Annotated in this window: 14 protein-coding genes; 8 read left to right on the forward strand and 6 right to left on the reverse strand. The window is 71.2% G+C overall.

Annotation, left to right across the window (positions count from 1 at the left end):
• Positions 1-23: 23 nt before the first annotated feature.
• The 4 genes from VZL07_RS32775 to VZL07_RS32790 form a co-directional block, all read right to left on the reverse strand.
• The gene (locus VZL07_RS32775; protein ID WP_426751883.1) at positions 24-572 is read right to left on the reverse strand and encodes a M15 family metallopeptidase; all 549 of its coding nucleotides are present in this window, start codon (positions 570-572) and stop codon (positions 24-26) included.
• Positions 573-656: 84 nt separating this feature from the next.
• Positions 657-1,061, reverse strand: coding sequence for an MGMT family protein (locus tag VZL07_RS32780; RefSeq protein WP_426751884.1), 405 nt, complete (start codon positions 1,059-1,061; stop codon positions 657-659).
• A gap of 38 nt (positions 1,062-1,099) precedes the next feature.
• Positions 1,100-2,767, reverse strand: coding sequence for a DUF2339 domain-containing protein (locus VZL07_RS32785; protein ID WP_426751885.1), 1,668 nt, complete (start codon positions 2,765-2,767; stop codon positions 1,100-1,102).
• 78 nt (positions 2,768-2,845) lie between these two features.
• Entirely contained in the window at positions 2,846-3,376 is a 531-nt protein-coding gene (locus tag VZL07_RS32790; protein ID WP_426751886.1) for an FHA domain-containing protein, read from the reverse strand.
• A gap of 180 nt (positions 3,377-3,556) precedes the next feature.
• Here VZL07_RS32790 and greA point away from each other — a divergent pair, with 180 nt between their 5' ends.
• From greA to thrC, 5 genes are all read left to right on the forward strand, one after another.
• Positions 3,557-4,075: a transcription elongation factor GreA gene (greA, locus tag VZL07_RS32795; protein ID WP_426751887.1), complete on the forward strand. Its 519-nt coding sequence runs from the start codon at positions 3,557-3,559 to the stop codon at positions 4,073-4,075.
• Between the two features lie 112 nt (positions 4,076-4,187).
• On the forward strand, positions 4,188-7,304 hold the full coding sequence (gene recG, locus VZL07_RS32800) for an ATP-dependent DNA helicase RecG (protein ID WP_426751888.1): 3,117 nt from the start codon (positions 4,188-4,190) through the stop codon (positions 7,302-7,304).
• Positions 7,305-7,381: 77 nt separating this feature from the next.
• Positions 7,382-8,020: a protein-L-isoaspartate(D-aspartate) O-methyltransferase gene (locus tag VZL07_RS32805; RefSeq protein ID WP_426751889.1), complete on the forward strand. Its 639-nt coding sequence runs from the start codon at positions 7,382-7,384 to the stop codon at positions 8,018-8,020.
• 96 nt (positions 8,021-8,116) lie between these two features.
• Positions 8,117-8,680 (forward strand): hypothetical protein, encoded by a 564-nt coding sequence (locus tag VZL07_RS32810; RefSeq protein ID WP_426751890.1) that lies wholly within the window; start codon positions 8,117-8,119, stop codon positions 8,678-8,680.
• Positions 8,677-10,017 carry a threonine synthase gene (gene thrC, locus VZL07_RS32815; protein WP_426751891.1) on the forward strand — a complete coding sequence of 447 codons (1,341 nt, stop codon included), beginning with the start codon at positions 8,677-8,679 and terminating at the stop codon, positions 10,015-10,017. The genes VZL07_RS32810 and thrC overlap by 4 nt, the downstream gene beginning before the upstream one ends.
• Before the next feature lie 30 nt (positions 10,018-10,047).
• Here thrC and ribB read toward each other — a convergent pair whose 3' ends face one another.
• Positions 10,048-11,199 carry a 3,4-dihydroxy-2-butanone-4-phosphate synthase gene (gene ribB, locus VZL07_RS32820; protein WP_426751892.1) on the reverse strand — a complete coding sequence of 384 codons (1,152 nt, stop codon included), beginning with the start codon at positions 11,197-11,199 and terminating at the stop codon, positions 10,048-10,050.
• Positions 11,200-11,342: 143 nt separating this feature from the next.
• Between ribB and VZL07_RS32825 the strand changes: the two genes are divergently transcribed.
• From VZL07_RS32825 to VZL07_RS32835, 3 genes are all read left to right on the forward strand, one after another.
• Positions 11,343-11,681: a hypothetical protein gene (locus VZL07_RS32825; protein ID WP_426751893.1), complete on the forward strand. Its 339-nt coding sequence runs from the start codon at positions 11,343-11,345 to the stop codon at positions 11,679-11,681.
• Entirely contained in the window at positions 11,678-12,343 is a 666-nt protein-coding gene (tmk, locus tag VZL07_RS32830; protein ID WP_426751894.1) for a dTMP kinase, read from the forward strand. The genes VZL07_RS32825 and tmk overlap by 4 nt, the downstream gene beginning before the upstream one ends.
• Positions 12,344-12,457: 114 nt before the next feature.
• The gene (locus tag VZL07_RS32835) at positions 12,458-13,195 is read left to right on the forward strand and encodes a competence/damage-inducible protein A (RefSeq protein WP_426757417.1); all 738 of its coding nucleotides are present in this window, start codon (positions 12,458-12,460) and stop codon (positions 13,193-13,195) included.
• Between the two features lie 30 nt (positions 13,196-13,225).
• On the opposite strand, the gene VZL07_RS32840 is transcribed toward VZL07_RS32835, so the two are convergent.
• Positions 13,226-18,304, reverse strand: a complete 5,079-nt coding sequence (locus tag VZL07_RS32840; RefSeq protein WP_426751895.1) for a tetratricopeptide repeat protein — start codon at positions 18,302-18,304, stop codon at positions 13,226-13,228.
• Between the last annotated feature and the right edge of the window lie 163 nt (positions 18,305-18,467).

Raw genomic sequence — 18,467 nt, forward strand, 5'->3', positions numbered from 1 at the left:
GGGCCCGCCCCTGGGGGCCCGGCTCAGCTCTTCTCCGTGCTGGCCACGGCGGACGTTTCCCGCCGCGGGCGCTTCAGGGGGCGGCCCACGCAGTCGCGGCCCGGCTCGGGTTCGCGGGTGGAGCGCGGGCGGTACTCCCAGTGCCACGGCTCCGAGCGCACCGTCCGCTTGAAGCCGAAGCGGCACGCGTTCGACACGAGCCACTCGTACGTCGGCGTCTTGACGCCGCCGATGACCAGGTCCACCGCCAGCCCGCGTTGATGATTGGAGCGCCCGGGCTTCGCGGCCTGCGGCCCCTTCCCCTTGCGGTAGCGCTCGTAGAGCCGGCGCTGCTTCGCGTGGGAGCGGTAGCCGCTGCGGACCCAGAGGTAGATGTTCTTCGTGCGCGCTTCGGCCTTCATCCGCTGGTACGCGGCCGCGGCATCACGGTGCAGCATCTGCCCGTTCTTGAGACGCACGAGCTTCGATGCCCTGGCCGCGGTTCGCCGGGGCTTGGCATCGCCGGCGAGGGCATGGGGCGCGAACAGGCACAAGAGGAGAAAGACACCCCAGCGGAGCAGCGCGAGCGACATGTTTGGACGCCGGCCCGGTGGCCGGAATCCGAACTTTCGCGCGTCTGCTCCCAGAGGCAAGCAGACGGGAGGGCAGGCGCTTGTTCAGAACAGACGCAGCTGCGCATCTGTCGGCTTCTCCGCACGAGGAGGCAGTGGCTGGAACCCATGGGCTCGCGCCCAGTCCTCGCTGGGGCCTGACCAGTGGTGCGTCTCCATCCGCACATGGTCACGCTCGTCGAACGTGACGCCCTCGGCTTCCAGGGCCTCGCGCTGGCCGTAACCCGAGGTGCTGATACCTCCGGTGCGATTGATGACACGCTGCCAGGGAACACGGTCCGCGCGAGAGCCCAGTGCCCCCAGGGCATGGCCCACGATGCGCGCATCGCAGCCGTCTCCGACGATGGTCGCGATGTCGCCGTAGGTGGCCACCTGCCCATGGGGGACCTGGCAGGTGACCGTGTAGATGCGCTCGTAGTAGTCGCGCTCGTCGCGGGTGGGCGTGGACATGGCGTGCTCCTGGCGTCGTTCGGGGATGGGACGAGGCGTCAACTCTTCCGGTCCCTCAGGCGGGTGTACGTGTACGAGATGACGAGCAGCATCACACCCAGCAGGATGAAGGTAAGGATACGTTGGTTGACCGGGAGGCTGGCCAGGTCCACCAGCAGCAGGCGGAGCAGCGCGAAGCCGAGGACGGCGAGCGCCGCCAGCCGGTACCAGCGCTCCCTCACTGCGAAGCCGAGTCCGAACAGGCCGAAGGCGGCCACGACCCAGCCCAGCGTGGTCAAGCCCGCGGGCATCCAGGCGCTCACCAGTCCCACCAGGGCCAGCCCCGCGCCCGCCGCGCCCAGGGCGTGCAGAAGGCCCTCCGGCGCCCGGCCGCTCGTGGCCGCGCTGCCCGGCAGGGGCAGGACATGCGCGCGCTCCGCCAGCACGAACGCCGCGAGCAGCACGGCGTGGAGCAGTGCGTGCTTCGGTACGAAGACGTAGCAGGTGCCCAGCGCGGCGACGAGGATCAGCAGGCCCGCCCAGCGCAGCAGCGGGGCGCCCACACTTCGGGAGGCCAGCGCCGTCGCCACGCCCGTCACCGTCCACGCGGCCACCAGCGAGGCGCGACTGTACTCGGCGGGCATCGCCGTGGCGAAGGTGAGCGCGCACAGCAGGAGATAGGTGTGGAACAGGGCGCTGGGCGCGCGCCGCTCCCGGGCCACCACCGCGCTCCCCGCCTGGGCGAGCGCCAGCACCACGAAGAAGAGGAAGAGGCGGCCCTCACTCCACTGGGCCACCTCGTATCCACCCAGCAGCAGCATCCCCACCCAGTTGAGCAGCGCGAAGGCGAGGCACGCGGGCATGGACAGCTCGCGGGGGCGCGCCAGCAGCGCCACCGTGAAGAGCATGAAGTAGAGGGCAAGGAACCCGAGGCTCAGCAGCAACCGTTCGTTCTCGGGCGCCCCTGGCGCCACGCCGTCGTTGCGCAGCGCCCAGACGATGTGCGTGGAGTACACGGCCACGAGGCTGGACAGGGGCACGACGACCCAGCGGTTCCGGACCAGGAAGAAGAGCGCGCCCGCGGCCAGCATCGTGGTGGACAGCAGGGTGAACGGGGTGATGTCACTCAGCATCCCCGTGTGCAGCCCGAGGAAGAGCGCGATGCCCGCCACCGTCTCCGAGTGCATCCGCTGCGCGATGACCACGATGCCGACCACCACCGCGGCGAGCAGGACCAGCGCCAGTGCCTGGCTCTCGATGACGCGCACCGAGGGCAGGAAGTGCAGGGCGTAGGTGACGAAGTAGGCCAGCGCGAGCCCTCCGCCGAAGACGATGCGGCCGAAGAGCTGGTGCCGCCGCGACAACCACAAGCCGAAGGCCCCCAGGCCCGCGCTCAACAGGTAGCCGGCCGCCACGCGCGCCAGCATCCCCAGCTCACCGAAGTAGTACGTGATGAGGTACGCGATGCCGATGATGAGGGCGACGATGCCCACCCGGCTCAGCCAGTACGTGCCAAGGTGCGCCTCCAGGTCCCGCTTCGCCGGAGGGACCACGGGAGCTGCCGGCGCGGTGGGGGCGGGGAGGGGGCTCGTGACCCGCGGGAGCGATGTCTCGGGACGCGACTGGGCCTCCTCCAGCCGAGCCAGCCGTGCTTCCAGCGTCGCGACCGTGGCCTCCAACTTGCGAACCGTTTCCCGTAGCTCGTGCTCTTCCGCCTCGACGGCCATTGCTGTGCGCCCCCTGTACCGGCCTGGGCTCGGACCATAACCGACGGCACGGAGGGCGGCTGCTTCCGGCGCGGGGCGTCACCCGCTGCGCGAGCCCAGGCCGGTGGCTTCACCCACGCGCAGGCGTTCGTGCAGGGTGCTGGTGAGCAGGTACCAGAACTGCACGTTGCCCACGCTCAGGATGTCGCCATCGCGCAGCACCGCTTCGCGTCCGCCCAGCGAGCGGGCGTTGAGGAAGGTGCCGTTGGTGGAGCCCAGGTCCTGGACCGTGCAGCGCTGATCGGCCTCGTTCCACCGCAGCTCCGCGTGCATCTTGGACACGGACGCATCGTCGACGACCAGGTCGCAGTCCATGCGGCGGCCGATGCGCAGCCGGTCCGTGGCGTTCAGGGGCGGCAGCGTGGCCACGCGCAGGTGTTCGAATTCGAACAGGAGCGCGAGCATGCCCTGCTCGATCTCCGTGGGCGTCGCCATGCGCGTGGGCGCGAGCACCGCGGCCGAGGCCTCGGAGGGCGGACGCTGGATGAGTGCGAAGGGCCCCAGCTGACGCTGGAAGGCACTGGAGGGCAGGGCCGCGCCGAGCGCGCGCAATTCCTGGACGGACAGCACGGGGCCAGACTAGCGGGTCACCGGGCGCGCGCCCAGTGCATCTCCCGTTCCCTGTACGGGTTTCATTGACCAACTTGTCAGTGGTTCCCTACATTGGCCTTTTGGTCGTGGGGGCGGCTCCGGGAGGAGCGCCAGCCTCCAAGCATCTTGAACCTGGGAGTGGTGGAAGGAGCTGTGTCGATGAGCAGCGGGAGCGACAACATCCCGATGACCCCGTCTGGACTGCGCAAGCTGAAGGAGGAGCTGAAGCACCTTCAGTCCGTCGAACGGGGGAAGATCTCGCGCGAGATCGAGGTCGCTCGCGCCCATGGCGACCTGCGCGAGAACGCGGAGTACCACGCGGCGAAGGAGAAGCAGTCGCACATCGAGGGCCGCATCCTGACCCTCAACGACTGGATTGCCCGCGCGGAGGTCATCGACCCGACCAAGCTGGGCGGCGACAAGGTCGTCTTCGGAGCGACGGTGGACCTGATCGACACCGAGACGGACAAGCCGGTGACCTACCGGCTCGTCGGTGAGATCGAGGCCGATCTGAAGAAGCGCTGGATTGCCGTCACCTCGCCGGTGGCGCGTGCGCTCATCGGCAAGAAGGTGGGCGACATCGCCACGGTGCAGAGCCCCGGCGGCGTGCGCGAGCTGGAAGTCACGGAGATTCGCTTCGAGGAGCCCGAGGACGAGGCCCCGGCAGGCGAGAGCTGAACCTCGGAATACCCAGTCAGTTGCCGGGGGAGCGGGCCAGTGCTCGCTTCCCCGGTCTCGTTTTGTGGGAGACGTCATCCCCGTTCCGTAGGATGTACGGCGGAACCCGCGCGTGAACCATCCGCTCGCCAGCCTCGTTGGACCCCTCCGGTATGCGTGCCAGCGCGACTTCGCGATGCTCGCCACCGTGAAGTCGTTGCGCCCGGTGCTGGAGCGCGCGCTCGCTGGTGCCAGCGGCGTGGACGCCCAGGCGCTGGCGCACCTGCAGGCCGCGCTGCCCTATGTGGACCACCCGGTGCCCGAGCGGCGCAAGGCCGCGCTCCGGCGCGTCGTGGCGGGGTTGAAGCTGAGTGGGGTGGCGTTGCCCGAGGAGCTGCTCGGCGTGTCGGGGGATGGCGCTCCGCCGCGCCCCACGCCCGCACACGGGGGCCCGGCCGCCGTGGGCGCCTCGCCGCGCCCGACGCCCGCGCGGGGGAGTCCGGCCGCCGTGGATGCAACGCCTCCGGGCTACGTGCCGCCCTGGAAGTCCACGGACCCGCTCCCTCCAGCGCGTGGGACGGGGGAGGGGAGGCAGGCACGTGGACCCGTTGGCACGCATCCCGCGCGTGCTGCCTCCGAGCAGGGTTCTCCGCGTGGGAGCTCCTATGCGCTCCGGAGCCAGCGGGGCGCATTGGCCCCCGGTGCTGCGGAGCCGCATTCGGCGCGCAGCCAGTCGGATGCGATGGCGCCCAGCGCCCTGGGGCGTCAGCCTTCGCGGGTGCAGTCGGGCGAGCTCCAAGGTCGGCCGGTGAAGCCCCCGCCACGGGGCACGGCGCCGGGACCCTTTCCGGCCGGCTCGATGGAACCCCGGGGCCGTCAGGGACCCGAGACCGCCATGGCGCGCGCGCCACGGCCAGATTCGGACATCCAGGGGGCGAGGCCGGTCAGCCGCGGTCCAGTGGACTCGAACGGGGCAGGCGCCCCGTCGATGCGTGGCAATCCGGGAAGCCGCCAGGGGACGTTCGACACCGGGAGCGGCGAGGTCCCCGGGGCGAAGACGCGCAAGGAGAAGGCCCAGCGCAAGAAGAAGCGCGCCGTTGCGGCGGAGGCCTCGCGCTCCGAGGCCAAGCTCCTCTCCATCGCGCCGCGCTCCGGGCCGCTGTCCTCGCCGCTGAAGACGCTGGGAAAGCGGCTGGGGCCCCGGCTGGTCTCCACGCTGGACAAGAAGGGGCTGCGTCGCATGGGCGACATCCTCTTCATGCTGCCGCGCTGCTACGAGGACCGCCGCCAGCTGCGCACCATCGCCGAGCTGGAGCCCGGCGAGCGCGGCGTCACCGTGGGCATCGTGAAGGTCGCGGACTTCGTGGCGGGCCGGCAGGGCCGCAGGATGTTCCGCGCCGTCGTGGGAGACCGCTCGGGCAGCATCGCCGCCACCTACTTCAACGCCGGGCCGTGGCTGAAGAGCCGCTTCACCGTGGGCAAGCGCATCGTCCTCTCCGGCGAGGTCCGCGCCACCATGTCGGGCCGGGAGATGGCGCACCCGGAGATCGAGCCCGCGGAGGACATCGAGTCCACGACCTCGGTCCACTTCAACCGCATCGTCCCCGTGTACCCGGGCTTCGAGCGCGGCGAGCAGCGCTCCTTCCGCGAGCTGACCGCCCGGGTCGGCGAGCAGTTCGCGCATGAGCTCGATGACCCGCTGCCCGTGGAGCTGCGCCGTCGCCTGGACCTGATGGGCCTGCCGGACGCGCTGCGCTACATCCACTTCCCGCCGGGGGACGCGGACCTGGAGGCGCTCGATGCGCACCAGAGCCCCGCGCACCGGCGGCTCGCGTTCGACGAGCTGTTCTTCCTCCAGCTCGGCATGGCGCTCAAGCGCCAGGGCGTGAAGGCGGAGGTCGGCATCGCCTTCGACGTCTCCGAGCCTCGGCTGGCGAAGGCCCGCGGGGCGCTGCCCTTCCAGCTCACCGGCGCCCAGGCCCGGGTGGTGGAGGAGCTCTGCCGGGACATGGCGCGCCCGGAGCCCATGAACCGGCTGGTCCAGGGCGACGTGGGCAGCGGCAAGACGGCCGTGGCCATGGTCTCCGCGCTCATCGCGCTGCAGGCGGGCTACCAGGTGGCCGTCATGGCCCCCACGGAAATCCTCGCCGAGCAGCACGAGCGCAACTTCCGCAAGGTCATGGAGCCCCTGGGCTATCAGGTGGGGCTGGTGAGCGCGGCGGGCACGGCGAAGTCCAAGCGCCAGGTTCGCGAGGCCGTGGCCCGGGGCGACATCCACCTGGCCGTGGGAACGCATGCGCTGCTTCAGGACGACGTGTCCTTCCAGCGCCTGGGCCTCGTCGTGATTGACGAGCAGCACCGCTTCGGCGTCCTCCAGCGTCACACGCTCATGAGCAAGGGGCCCAAGCCGGACGTGCTCGTCATGACGGCCACGCCCATTCCCCGCACGCTGGCCATGACGCTCTACGGCGACCTCGACCTGTCCGTCATCGACCAGCTGCCGCCGGGGCGCACGCCCATCCGCACTCGCGTCTTCAACGACAAGCAGCGCGCGCTCGTCTACGAGTCCGTGGGCGCGGAGCTGGCCAAGGGGCACCAGGCCTACGTCGTCTACCCGCTGGTGGAGGAGTCGGAGAAGCTGGACCTGGAGGATGCCACGCGCGGGGTGGAGAAGCTGCGCAAGGTGTTCCCCGACGCGAAGGTGGGCCTGCTGCACGGGCGCATGAAGGCGGACGAGAAGGACGCCGTCATGGAGGACTTCCGGGAGAAGCGACTCCACCTGCTCGTCTGCACCACCGTGGTGGAGGTGGGCGTGGACGTCCCCAACGCCTCGGTGATGGTGGTGGAGTCCGCGGAGCGCTTCGGCCTGTCCCAGCTGCACCAGCTTCGAGGGCGCGTGGGCCGTGGCGCGGCGGCGAGCTTCTGCCACCTGGTGGCGGGGAACGCGCGCTCCTGGGAATCCGCCGAGCGCCTGACGGTGATGGAGCAGAGCAGCGACGGCTTCGTCATCGCGGAGAAGGACCTGGAGATTCGAGGTCCGGGCGAATTCCTGGGCACCCGCCAGAGCGGCCTGCCCGAGCTGGCGGTGGCCAACCTGGCGCGGGATGGGGACCTGCTCTCCATGGCGCAGTCGGAGGCCCGCCGCATCCTGGAGAAGGACCCGGAGATGAAGGCGAAGGAGAACCAGGGTCTCGTGAAGGCGCTCGAGGAGCGGTGGGAAGGGCGGCTCGCGCTCGCGCGCGTCGGGTAGTCCTGGCCCTCGTGGGTGGAGCTGGGGCGTCGCTCTGGCGCCGTGCCCGTCAGTCCTTTCATGGCTAGGGTTGGGGCATGGGAGACTGGGGACGGGCTGACTATCTGTCACGGCATGGCATCCAGGACCGGCGTGTCCTGGACGCGATTGCGCGGCTGAACCGCGCGGACTTCGTCCCCGAGGCGCTGCGGGAGGAAGCGGGGGCGGATGTGGCGCTGCCCATCGGTCACGGGCAGACCATCAGCCAGCCCTACGTCGTCGCGCTGATGACCGAGGCGCTCCAGCTCCAGGGGACGGAGCGCGTGCTGGAGATAGGCACGGGCTCTGGCTATCAGACGGCGGTCCTGGCCCAGCTGTGCCGTGCGCTCTTCACGGTGGAAATCGTTCCCGAGCTGGCCCGGTCGGCGCAGCAGGTGCTGCGGCAGCAGGGCTTTCACAACGTGTCTTTCCGCGAGGGCGATGGCTCCCTGGGGTGGCCCGAGGAGGCGCCGTTCGACGCCATCCTCGCGGCGGCGGCGCCCCAGGACGTGCCACTCCAGCTGCTCGCACAGCTCAAGCCGGGCGGGCGAATGCTGATTCCGGTGGGCCCCCAAGGGGGCACCCAGCAGCTGCTGCGCATCCAGCGCTCGCTCCAGGCGGGCGAGCTGCCCCGGGTGGAATCCCTGCTCTCCGTCCGCTTCGTGCCCATGACAGGGCAGGCCCTTTCATCGGGCTAAGGGGGCTCGGGTAGGGCCTGACCCGGTGAGGCAGCCGACATGCTGACTGTCCGCTTGCTCGCCATGTCCGCGGTGGCCCGCTAACGTTCGCACATCATGATTATCTGTCCGCTCTGCGACCACGTTCAGCCCGAAGGGACGGAGTGCGATGTCTGCGGCAAGCGCTTCCCTCTGCCCACGGCCGACGCGACGCCCGTCGCGACGCTGCCCGAGCTGGAGGTGACGCCGCACGCCGGAGGCCGCGCGCCCGTCAACGTCACGGCCCTGCCGGACCTGGACCTGACGCGGCTGCGCTCCGGCCCGGACCTTCCGGTGCAGATGGTCCCCGACCTGCAACTGACGCGTGCCCGGGACATGGGGCCGGTGCCTGTGGCGCCCATGGCCGAGCTGGACACGGGCCGTGCCGCGGATGATGGCGTTCGCACCGCGGCGCCCCTGGGGGCCGTCGTCTGTCGCTACTGTCGCAACACCCAGGCCGCGGGCCTGCTCTGCGACAACTGCGGCATGCGGCTGCCACGGGTGCGTCCCACGGCGGCAGCGGCTCCCGCGAAGAACTCTGGTGGCGAAGATGGGTGGAGGGCCTGCACGTCGTGCCATACACCCGTGCGGCCCGGGAAGGCCTGTCCGGAGTGCGGCACGCGGGCTCAGGAGGACGCATGAGCGAGGGCCTGGCTTCGGCTTTCCGCGCGGAGTTCGCATGCAGCGAGGGCTGTGACTTTCGCGCCTCGCTGCTGGACGTGGTGTACCGGTGCCCACGCTGCGGTGGGTTGCTGGAGGTCTCGCACGACGTGGCCGCGCTGCGCACCGTGCCCGCCGCGGAGTGGAAGCGCCGTTTCGAGACGCGCTTCGGCTCCGCGCGGCTGCCGGATGGCTCGGGCGTCTGGGGCAAGCGGGAGTGGGCCTATCCGCAGCTCCCCACGGAGGACATCGTGTCCCTCGGTGAGGGGCGCGTGCCGCTCAAGCCCCTGCCGCGCATGGCGGCGGAGCTGGGACTCGCCGCGCTCGACCTGAAGGAGTGCGGGGTCTCGCCCACGGGCAGCTTCAAGGACTGGGGCATGACGGTCCTCGTGTCCGCGGTGAAGCACATGCGCGCCCGGGGCGTCCCGCTGCGCGCGGTGGCGTGTGCTTCCACCGGCGACACGTCCGCGGCGCTCTCCGCCTACTGCGCGGCGGCGGGGATTCCGGCGGTGGTGTTCCTGCCGCGCAACAAGGTGTCGCTCGCGCAGCTCGTGCAGCCCATCGCCAATGGCGCGCGCGTGCTGTCGCTGGACACGGACTTCGACGGCTGCATGAAGCTGGTGCAGGCGGTGACGGCGGACACGGGGCTGTATCTGGCCAACTCGATGAACTCGCTGCGCATCGAGGGGCAGAAGATGGTCGCCGTGGAGCTCTGTCAGGACCTGGGCTGGGAGCCGCCGGACTGGGTGGTGATTCCCGGGGGCAACCTGGGCAACGCCAGCGCGTTGGGGAAGGGCTTCGAGCTGATGTTCGAGCTGGGGCTCATCTCCCGCCGGCCGCGCATCGCCGTGGCACAGGCGCAGCGGGCCAACCCCCTGGTGCGCTCGTTCCGGGGCGGCTTCCAGGAGCTGGTGCCCCTGCAGGCCGAGCCCACGCTGGCGTCGGCCATCCAGATTGGCAACCCGGTGTCCTTCAAGCGCGCGGTGAAGGTGCTCAAGGCCTTCGAGGGCGTGGTGGAAGACGCCACGGAGTCCGAGCTGGCCAACGCCGCGGCGCGCGCGGACCGGGAGGGAACCTTCGCCTGCCCGCACACGGGTGTGGCGCTGGCCGCGCTGGAGAAGCTGGTGGCCCAGGGCGTGATTGCCCGGGGCTCGCGGGTGGCGGTGGTGTCCACCGCGCACGGCCTGAAGTTCGCTGACTTCAAGGTGGGCTACCACCGGGGTGCGCTGGCGGACGTTCAGAGCCAATTCGCCAACCCGCCCGTGGAGCTGCCGGCGACGCTGGACGCGGTGAAGGGCGCACTGGCGGACCTGGGCTGACGCCGCTCCGGTCCGCCTGGCTGGCACACGTCAGTCCGGCTGGAGCGGGACGCGCTTCTCGATGGTGAGGCCGAAGCCGGCGAGCCCCCGGTAGGTGATGTCCGAGTTGGTCATCACCTGCAGCGTGCGCACGCCCAGGTCGTTGAGGATCTGGCAGCCCATGCCCAGGTCGCGCGACTCCTGGGGGCCCCGGGTGGGGCCGCTGCTGCCGTCCGTGTTGCGCTTGTGGTGGATGCCGAAGTCGTCGCCGTGCATGCCCGGCAGGTACACGAGCACGCCGTTGCCCTCGCGAGCGATGCGCGCCAGCGCTTGGTCCAGCAGCGCGTTGCAGTTGCACGTCGGCGAGCCGAACACGTCGCCCATGGCGCACGCCGCGTGCAGGCGGACCAGCGCGCTGGGGCGCGAGGCCGGGTCGCCCTTCATGAGCACCAGGGACTTCGCGCCGTCGGGCAGCCACGAATACGTGAGGGCGGTGAAGTCGCCGTAGCGGGTGCTGACGGTGTGCTGGCCGGGCTCGCGGCGCACCAGCCGGTCCTTGCGGCGGCGGTACTCGATGAGGTCCGCGATGGTGATGAGCGACAGCTTGTGCTCGCGGGCGAAGACCTTGAGGTCCGGCATCCGCATCATGGTGCCGTCGTCCTTCACCAGCTCGCAGAGGATGCCAGAGGGGGCCAGGCCCGCGAGGCGGGACAGGTCCACGGTGGCCTCGGTGTGGCCGGCCCGCCGGAGGACGCCGCCCTCGCGGTAACGGAGCGGGAAGATGTGACCCGGGCGCAGGAAGTCCTCCGCCTTGCTGGTGGGGTCCACCAGGGCGCGGATGGTCTTCGCGCGGTCCGCCGCGGAGACGCCCGTGTGGGTGCCGTGGCGGTAGTCCACGGAGACGGTGAAGGCGGTGCGGTGGGATTCGGTGTTGTCCGACACCATCTGCGGCAGGCGGAGCTCGTCCAGCCGCTCGGCCAGCATGGGCATGCAGACGATGCCGCTGGTGTGGCGCACCATGAAGGCGAGGTGCTCGGGCGTCACCTTCTCCGCGGCCATGATGAGGTCACCCTCGTTCTCACGGTCCTCGTCGTCGGCGACGATGACGAACTTGCCTTCCTGGATGTCGCGGATGGCATCGTCGATGGAGGAGAGCTCGCTGTCGTGGCGCATGGAGGGTTCGGTCCGGGCGGAGGGCTGCATGTGCGGCGCATGTAGCGTGGGCGCCCGTGGCTCGCAAGCCAACCGGCCCGTAGGCGTGTGTGGGGGTGATGGCGGGGATGAGGTGGGCAGGGGGCGCCGACTCGACGTGGGAGATGCCCTGATGTAGGGTGCTTGGCGCCGTGATGACTTCCAATACCCAGGAACTCCGGGCTCGGCTCGACCAGCTCCAGGACCGTCTTGCCACCCGTCACAGCACGACGCGCTTCGCCCATGCGGGGGTGGCCACCGTCATCGCCCTCCTGGTGGGTGGGGCGGCGGGCAAGCTCTTCTACGACTCCATCCGGACGCCCCTGCTGGCCTGGGCGGCCGCCCTGCTGTCCCTGGGGCTGCTGGTGTACGCCTTCATCAGCTACCGCATGGGGCGCAAGCTCCTGGTGGACGAGCTGAAGCAATACGAGTCGATGCTGGCCCTGCGCAGCGAGCTGCGGCTGGACGACCCCTCGGCGCTGCTTCCCCAGTGAGCGCTGCCCGGAAGAAGGCCATCGCGCGCTACCCGGGGCGGTTCATCGTCCTGGAGGGGCTGGATGGCGCGGGCACCACGACGCAGGTGGAGCGGCTGGCCTCGGCCCTGCGCGGGGAGGGGCACTCGGTCCTGACGACGCGGGAGCCCTCGGATGGCCCCGTGGGGACGATGATCCGTCAGGCCCTCACGGGTCGGCTGGGGCTGCCCGGAGGAGGGGGGCCCCTGGCGCCGGAGACGCTGGCGCTGCTCTTCGCGGCGGACCGGACGGACCACCTCACGGCGCGGGTGCTCCCGGCGCTGGCCGCGGGGCAGCTTGTCCTCTGCGACCGCTATGTCCTGTCGTCCCTGGCCTACCAGGGGGCGACGTTGCCCATGGAGTGGGTGGAGGCGGTGAATGCCTGCGCGGTGTCGCCGGACCTGACGCTGTTCGTCGGGGTGGCGCCCGAGGTGGCGGCCCGCCGGCGCAAGGCGCGGGGCGGGGCGGCGGAGCTCTTCGAGGCGGACGAGGCGCAGCGGCGGATCGCGAAGCAGTACCTCGCCGCCATCCGCCGCCGGGAGAAGCACGAGCGCATCATCCACATCGATGGTGAGCAGGGCATCGAGGCGGTGACGGCCGCGTCGCTGGTGGAGATTCGCAAGCTGCTGGGTCGCAAGCGCTGAGGGAGTCTCGCCTGGTCGCTACCCTGGCACCATGTAGCCGATGCCAAGTGGGACCAGGACGTGAGCCGCGCCGCCTGTCACGTGAGAGTTTGCGGTACAGTCCCGCTCCTTATGATGGAGCGGACCGGCGCGGCGGCAGTCATCATCGGCAATGAGGTCCTGACGGCGAAGGTCCAGGACCTGAACGGGCCGCACCTCATCAAGCGCCTGCGCGAGGTGGGCATCCCGCTGTTGTCGGTGGAGACCGTCCTCGACGACGTGGACGCCATCGTGGACGCGGTGTCCCGGGCACGGCGCAAGGCCCGCTACGTCTTCACCAGCGGCGGCATCGGCCCGACGCACGACGACGTCACCGTGCGCGCGGTGGCCATGGCCATGGGCCGCAAGGTGGTGCGGCTCCAGGAGATGCTGGACCTCATCATGTCCCGGGCCACCGAGCGGCAGTTGACACCCGAGGCCCTGCGGCTCGCCGATGCTCCCGAGGGCGCCGTGCTGCTCCCCCAGTCCGGCACCTGGTTCCCCGTACTCTCCGTGGATGACATCTTCCTGCTCCCCGGCGTGCCACAGCTCTTCCGGCTGCAATTGGAGACGGTGCTCGCGCGCCTGAGCGGTTCACCCGTGGCGATGAGCTGCCTCTACCTCAGCCTGGGCGAGAGCGACATCGCCGCCGTGCTGGACCGGGTGGCGCTCGACATGCCGCACGTGGCCATCGGCTCCTACCCGGAGTTCGACCCGGCCAAGGACTACCGGGTGAAGGTGACCATCGAGTCCGCACAGCGCGGGCCCGTGGACGACGCCCTGGAGCGGATCGTCACGGGCCTGCCCGAGGGCGCGGTGGTGCGGCGGGAGTAGGGCCCCGCCGCATCACGAGCCGACGCGGGGCTACAGCCCCAATCCCAGCCGCTGACGCAGCCGGAAGAAGTCATCCGTGAAGGCCCACGCCAGGATGGTGCGCAGCCGCTCGCCCTCGCGCACGGCCTGGAGCATGGGCTCGGGCGTGTCCAGCCGGGCGCCCGCGAAGTTCGGGTCCTCGCGCAGCACCATGCCCAGGCCCACCGCCACGTCGCCGCACATCAGCATGCCCGCGCGGTCCGCCGAGTAGTCGACGGCCTCCAGCCATGGCGCCAGCTCGACCTTCTGCACGTCGCCCAGCGCCATCGCTGGAATCTCCAGCGCCTTGAGCGCCTTGCGCGGGAAGGCCCGCTTGAGCTGCTTCACCGACTCGTCGTTGCGCCGGCCCAGCGCGCTGAACTGCGGCGCGTGGATGCGGATGGCGTTGCCGAAGAGGTCCGCCGTCTCACCCTGGGACAGCTTCTCCAGCACGGCCGACTTGTTGAGCAGCCCCAGCGCCGCGCGGCCCAGGAGGAACTTCTGCTCGCGGGCGTTGAAGCGCCGCACCACGTCCTGGCCGATGCACACCGACAAGGGCTCGGTGGTCTCCAGCACCGTCAGGCCGCGCCGCGCCTGGTAGGCCTCGAAGTCCTCCACGCCGAACACCTGCGCCACGGCGCGGATGGCCTTGTAAACGGCCGAGTCGGCCTTCAGCCGATCCGCCTTCGGGTTGACGCCCACGATGTCGAAGTTGGGCGGGTACACCTTTTCCAGGTGCTCGCCCATGGCACGCAGCACCTCGAGCAGCGGGCTCCGCGCACCCGGGTGCATCAGCACGGCGTCCACATCCGTCTGCGTCAGGGACTCGCGGGCCTCCTGTGCCAGCCGCGTGCGAGCCTCCATGTAGAAGGCCAGCTCCACCTCGTTGGCGGAGCGCAGGAAGTGCAGCACCGCCGCCGCGCAGAAGGCCTTGTCCAGCTGCTTCAAGCCCTCCCAGAGCTTGAACAGCGCGTGCAGGCTGTCCACCCGCGTCGGGTCCTGGCGGAGGATTTGACGGTGCTCCTCGATGGCCAGGGGCACCGACGACGAGTCCCGCGCATACAGGTCCGCGAGCACCGCGCGCGCCTGGAGGTTGGTGCCATCGCCGTCCACCACCTGCCGGTACAGGGCGGTGGCGCGAGCCGGCTCGGACAGCGGCCCCGCGTACAGGTCCGCGGCCCGCATCCGGAGCGTCGCGGCGCGCTTCGGATCCACCGGAAGCTGGCCCGCGGCCTGCGCCTCCAGGAGCTGCGCCAGCTCGGGCAGGTTGCGCGCGCGCTCGTAGAGGACGACCAGCCGATCCACCAGGGCGAGGTTGCCCGGAGACAGCTCCAGCGCCCGCCGGTAGAGCGGCGTCGCCGCGCCCGCGTCGCCCAGCCCCTCGTCGTAGGTGCGCGCCAGCTCCAGCGTGAAGCGCGCCCGGTGCTCCGGAGGCAGCTCCTGCTGCAGCAGCTTGTGCAGGCAGTCCACCGCGCCCGCATAGTTGCGCGCCTGGACATGGAGCCCGGCCAGCCGCTCCAGGGCCTCCAGGTGGCGGGGCAGGGTGGCCAGCACCGTCTGGAAGTGCGCGGCGGCGCGGCTCGGGTCATTGAGGTGCGTCGCGTACAGGTTGCCCAGCGTCAGGTGGAACTGGGCCAGGGTGCGCGGGTCGCCGCCCAGTTGCACGCGCTGGCTCAGCATGGCCGCGGCCTCCGCGTACTGCTGCGCCTCCAGGAGCAGCGCGCCGCGCAGCTCCAGGGCTTCCGGGTGGCCCGGCTGTGCGGCCAGTGCCCGCTCCAGCAGGGCCAGCGCCTTCGCCCGGTCGTTCAGTGCGCCGTGGCACAGCCGTGCCGCGCTGACGAAGGCCGTGGCCGCGGCGAGCCCGTCCCGCTGTGCCAGCTTCGCCTCGCCGCGCCGCTCATGCAGCGCCGCCAGGTCCGCGGAGCCTCCGCGCTGGGCCAGCAGCTCCTCCAGCCCCGCCTGCGCGCCCGCGTGGAGCGGATCCCGCTCCAACGCCTGGCGGTACAGCGCCGCCGCGCCGTCAGGGTCGTTCAGCCGCTGGGCGGCCAGCCGCGCCGCGCCGATGAACGCGTCGATGGCGCCGCGAGGGTCCTTGCACGCACGGGCTTCCGTCTCCAGCGCGGCACGGGCGCCCGCAAAGTCACCCCGCTTCAGGGCCACGCGGCGAGCGCCCTGGAGCGCGGGCAGGCCGTGTGGCTGCAGCTCCAGGGCCTGGTGGTAGAGCGCCGCCGCGCGCTCCAGATCGTTGAAGCGCGTGTCCGCCAGCTCCGCGGTCCGCAGCAGCATCTCCAGCGCCTCGTCCACATCCTGCGCGGCGGCCAGCCGCATGGTGTACATGCGCGCCAGCCCCGACGCGTCACCGGCCTGCCGCAGGCCGCGCTCCAGCACGAAGGCCAGTCGCGCGTCGCCCGGGTCGGCCTCGAAGGCGCGCTTGTAGGCCTCCAGCGTGCCTTCGGCGGGGCTCCGGTCCAGGTCCACCGCGGCGGACAACCGCAGCGCGGTGGCCAGCCGAGGGTCGTTCACGCGCTCGGCGATGCGCTGGCGCAGCTCCGCGCGGCGGGGGCGGTCCGAGGCGCGGATGCGCTCCAGCAGGGTGAGGGCGGTGAGGTTGCCCGCGTCCAGTCCCAGCACGGCCTCGCAGCACTGGGCCGCGCGCGAGGGCTCCTGGAACCGGTCCAGGTACAGCCTCGCCAGCTTCAGGTACGCCGTCACCTTGGCGGCGGGTGTGCCGCCCACCTGCGTCTCGCGGTCGAGGATGCCGACCAGCTCCTTCGCGTTGTCCTGGGCCAGGTACAGTCGCTCCAGCGCGCGCAGGGTGGCGGCATGGCCCGGCGTCAGGCGCAGCACCTCCTGGTACGTGTCGATGGCCAGCTCCGGCCGCAGCAGCTGCTCCTCCCAGATGGCCGCGGCCTGGTAGAGCGCATTGGCGCGCTCCAGCGGGTCGGTGCGGTTGGCGGCCTCGGCGCGGAGCACCTCGACCAGGCTCTCCCACGCGCCCTGCGCGCGGTAGATGCGCGCCAGCGCACGCAGCGCCGGGAAGTAGCTGGGCGCCAGCATCAGCGCCTCGTTGTAGGACGCGATGGCCTCGTTGTCCTGGTTCAGCCGCTGCTCGTACAGCTCGCCAATCTTGTAGATGAGCGCGGCGGCCTGCTCGGTGGAGGTCGAGCTCTCCGACTCCGCCCGGTACATGTCGACCAGCTTCTCCCAGCGGCCCTCCTGCGCGTACAGCCGGCCCAGGGCCTTGAGCGCGGGCAGGTAGGACGGGGACAGCGCCAGCACGCGCTCGTACGCGGCGATGGCGCCCGCGCGGTCCTTGAGGTGCTCGTCGAGAATCTCCGCGTTGCGGTGCAGCAGCGACAGCACCTGCTTGGTGTCACCCGCGAGCGAGGCCTCCAGGTCGTGCGTGTCCAGCAGCTCGCGGTAGCGGCCGGCCCGCTCGTACAGCCGCGCGAGGTTGCGGATGGTGGGCAGGTGGTCCGACGCCAGGTCGAGGATGCGCTTCATGCACTCGATGGCGTGGTCCAGGTCGCCCAGCCGGTCCTCGTACACCACCGACATCTTGTTCAGCGTGGTGATGAGCTGATCCCGGTCGCTCGTCTGGAGCAGGTCCTGCTCATACATGGCCACCAGCTCGGCGAAGCGTCCCTGGCGCTCGTAGAGGCGGGTGAGTGCCTTCTGCGCGGGGAGGTAGCCGGGCTGGAGCTGGAGGCAGGTGTTGTAGCGGGCGATGGCCTCTTCCTGCCGGCCCAGGCGCTCCTCCAGGATTTCGGCCGCCTTGTACATGCGCGCGGCCTTCTGCTTCGCGTCCTCGGCGGCGGCGACCTCCGCGTCGAAGACGGCGACCAGCCCCTCCCAGTTCTGCATGCGGTAGTACAGCTTGCCCAGGCCCGCGAGCGCCGCCGCATGACCGGGGATGCGCGCGACGATGGCCTGGTAGCGCGCCGCCGCGTCCGCCTCGCGCTTGAGGACCTCCTCGTACAGCGCGGCCAGGCGCAGGTTGGTGGCCACCAGCTCGCTCTCGTCGTTGAGCGAGCCCACGCGCGCCAGCAGCACGTCCGCCAGCTCCTCGAAGCGGCCCTGTGTCTCGTAGATGCCGGCCAGCTCGCTCAGCACCAGCGGCTCGTTGGGGGACACCTGCCGCGCGGCGAGCAGCGCGGCCAGCGCGTCATCCTTGCGGCCATTGCGCTCGTACACCTTGGCGATCTGCAGGTACGCGGGCGCCGCCTGTGCGCCCAGCGCTGCGGCCTCCGCGCCCAGCGCGGCGAGCAGCTCGTCGACGCGGCCCTCGCGCTCGGCCAGGCGCTTCATCGCGGCGAGGAGCTGGAGGTCCGACCGGTCCAGCGCGAAGGCCTCGCGGAACAGGGCCGCGGCGCCGTCCCGCTGCTTCAGGCGCTCCTCCAGGAGCAGGCCCGCGGCGGTGAGGTAGTGCGCGCGCAGCGACGGCTGCTGCACGGCGGCGGCGAGCAGCCGGTACACCTCCACCAGCGCCGGGGCGTCGTTCCGCGCGGCGTACACGGACTCCAGCTGCGTGAGCACGACGACGTCGGTGGGCCGGCGGTCCAGGCACTGGCGCAGGCAGGCGGCGGACTCCTCGTCACGGGACAGGCGCTCCTGGAGGATGATGCCCTTCTCGAAGAGCAGCGCGGCCTGGTGGCGCGTGTCCTCGGTGGCGGCGAGCTCCGCGTCCATCAGCTGCAGCACCATCTGCCAGTTGCCCACGTCCGAGAACAGGCGGCGCGCGGCGCGGATGTTGACGAGGTAGCGCGGTGACAGCTTGTACGCGTTCTGGAACGCGACCGCTGCATTGCGTGGATTCTTGAGCGGCTCTTCCCAGAGCAGTCCCACTTCGTGGAAGAGCAATGCCGCCGTGTGGGGCTCCGAGGCGCTGAGGGCCTTGGCCTCACGCTCCAGCGACGCGATGCGCTCTCGCGCCTCGTCTTCGGCGCGGGTGTTGGCGGCGGCCGCGGGAAGGTGGGGGGCGGCCTGGGCCAGCGTCTCCGTGGCCGGAGCGTTCGGGCTCGCGGGCGCGCCGGGCGCAGGCAGGGGGGCCACGGGAACAGTGGTCCGCGGGACGTCGTTGCGCTCGCTCATGGAAAGCCGGCTCCGAATGGCCAGTTTGGGGGTGGAGGGATTGGCCATCGGCGGTCGTAACACGCGCTTGGCCGGTCCCTCAACTTCCCGTCTTTCCTGGCGATTTGGGTGCCAGCCGCCCCAGGGGCCGGGCAGGCGGCGCGTGTTCCAGGACGACCCGCTC

It is taken from the genome of Pseudomyxococcus flavus, from assembly GCF_050038885.1.
Classification (GTDB): Bacteria; Myxococcota; Myxococcia; order Myxococcales; family Myxococcaceae; genus Myxococcus; species Myxococcus flavus.

Excerpts from the sequence above, each read along its gene's own strand:
- VZL07_RS32775 (WP_426751883.1), bottom strand. The coding sequence starts at position 572 with ATGTCGCTCGCGCTGCTCCGCTGGGGTGTCTTTCTCCTCTTGTGCCTG.
- VZL07_RS32780 (WP_426751884.1), bottom strand. The coding sequence starts at position 1,061 with ATGTCCACGCCCACCCGCGACGAGCGCGACTACTACGAGCGCATCTAC.
- VZL07_RS32785 (WP_426751885.1), bottom strand. The coding sequence starts at position 2,767 with ATGGCCGTCGAGGCGGAAGAGCACGAGCTACGGGAAACGGTTCGCAAG.
- greA (WP_426751887.1), top strand. The coding sequence starts at position 3,557 with ATGAGCAGCGGGAGCGACAACATCCCGATGACCCCGTCTGGACTGCGC.
- VZL07_RS32805 (WP_426751889.1), top strand. The coding sequence starts at position 7,382 with ATGGGAGACTGGGGACGGGCTGACTATCTGTCACGGCATGGCATCCAG.
- VZL07_RS32810 (WP_426751890.1), top strand. The coding sequence starts at position 8,117 with ATGATTATCTGTCCGCTCTGCGACCACGTTCAGCCCGAAGGGACGGAG.
- thrC (WP_426751891.1), top strand. The coding sequence starts at position 8,677 with ATGAGCGAGGGCCTGGCTTCGGCTTTCCGCGCGGAGTTCGCATGCAGC.
- ribB (WP_426751892.1), bottom strand. The coding sequence starts at position 11,199 with ATGCAGCCCTCCGCCCGGACCGAACCCTCCATGCGCCACGACAGCGAG.
- VZL07_RS32825 (WP_426751893.1), top strand. The coding sequence starts at position 11,343 with ATGACTTCCAATACCCAGGAACTCCGGGCTCGGCTCGACCAGCTCCAG.
- VZL07_RS32835 (WP_426757417.1), top strand. The coding sequence starts at position 12,458 with ATGGAGCGGACCGGCGCGGCGGCAGTCATCATCGGCAATGAGGTCCTG.
- VZL07_RS32840 (WP_426751895.1), bottom strand. The coding sequence starts at position 18,304 with ATGAGCGAGCGCAACGACGTCCCGCGGACCACTGTTCCCGTGGCCCCC.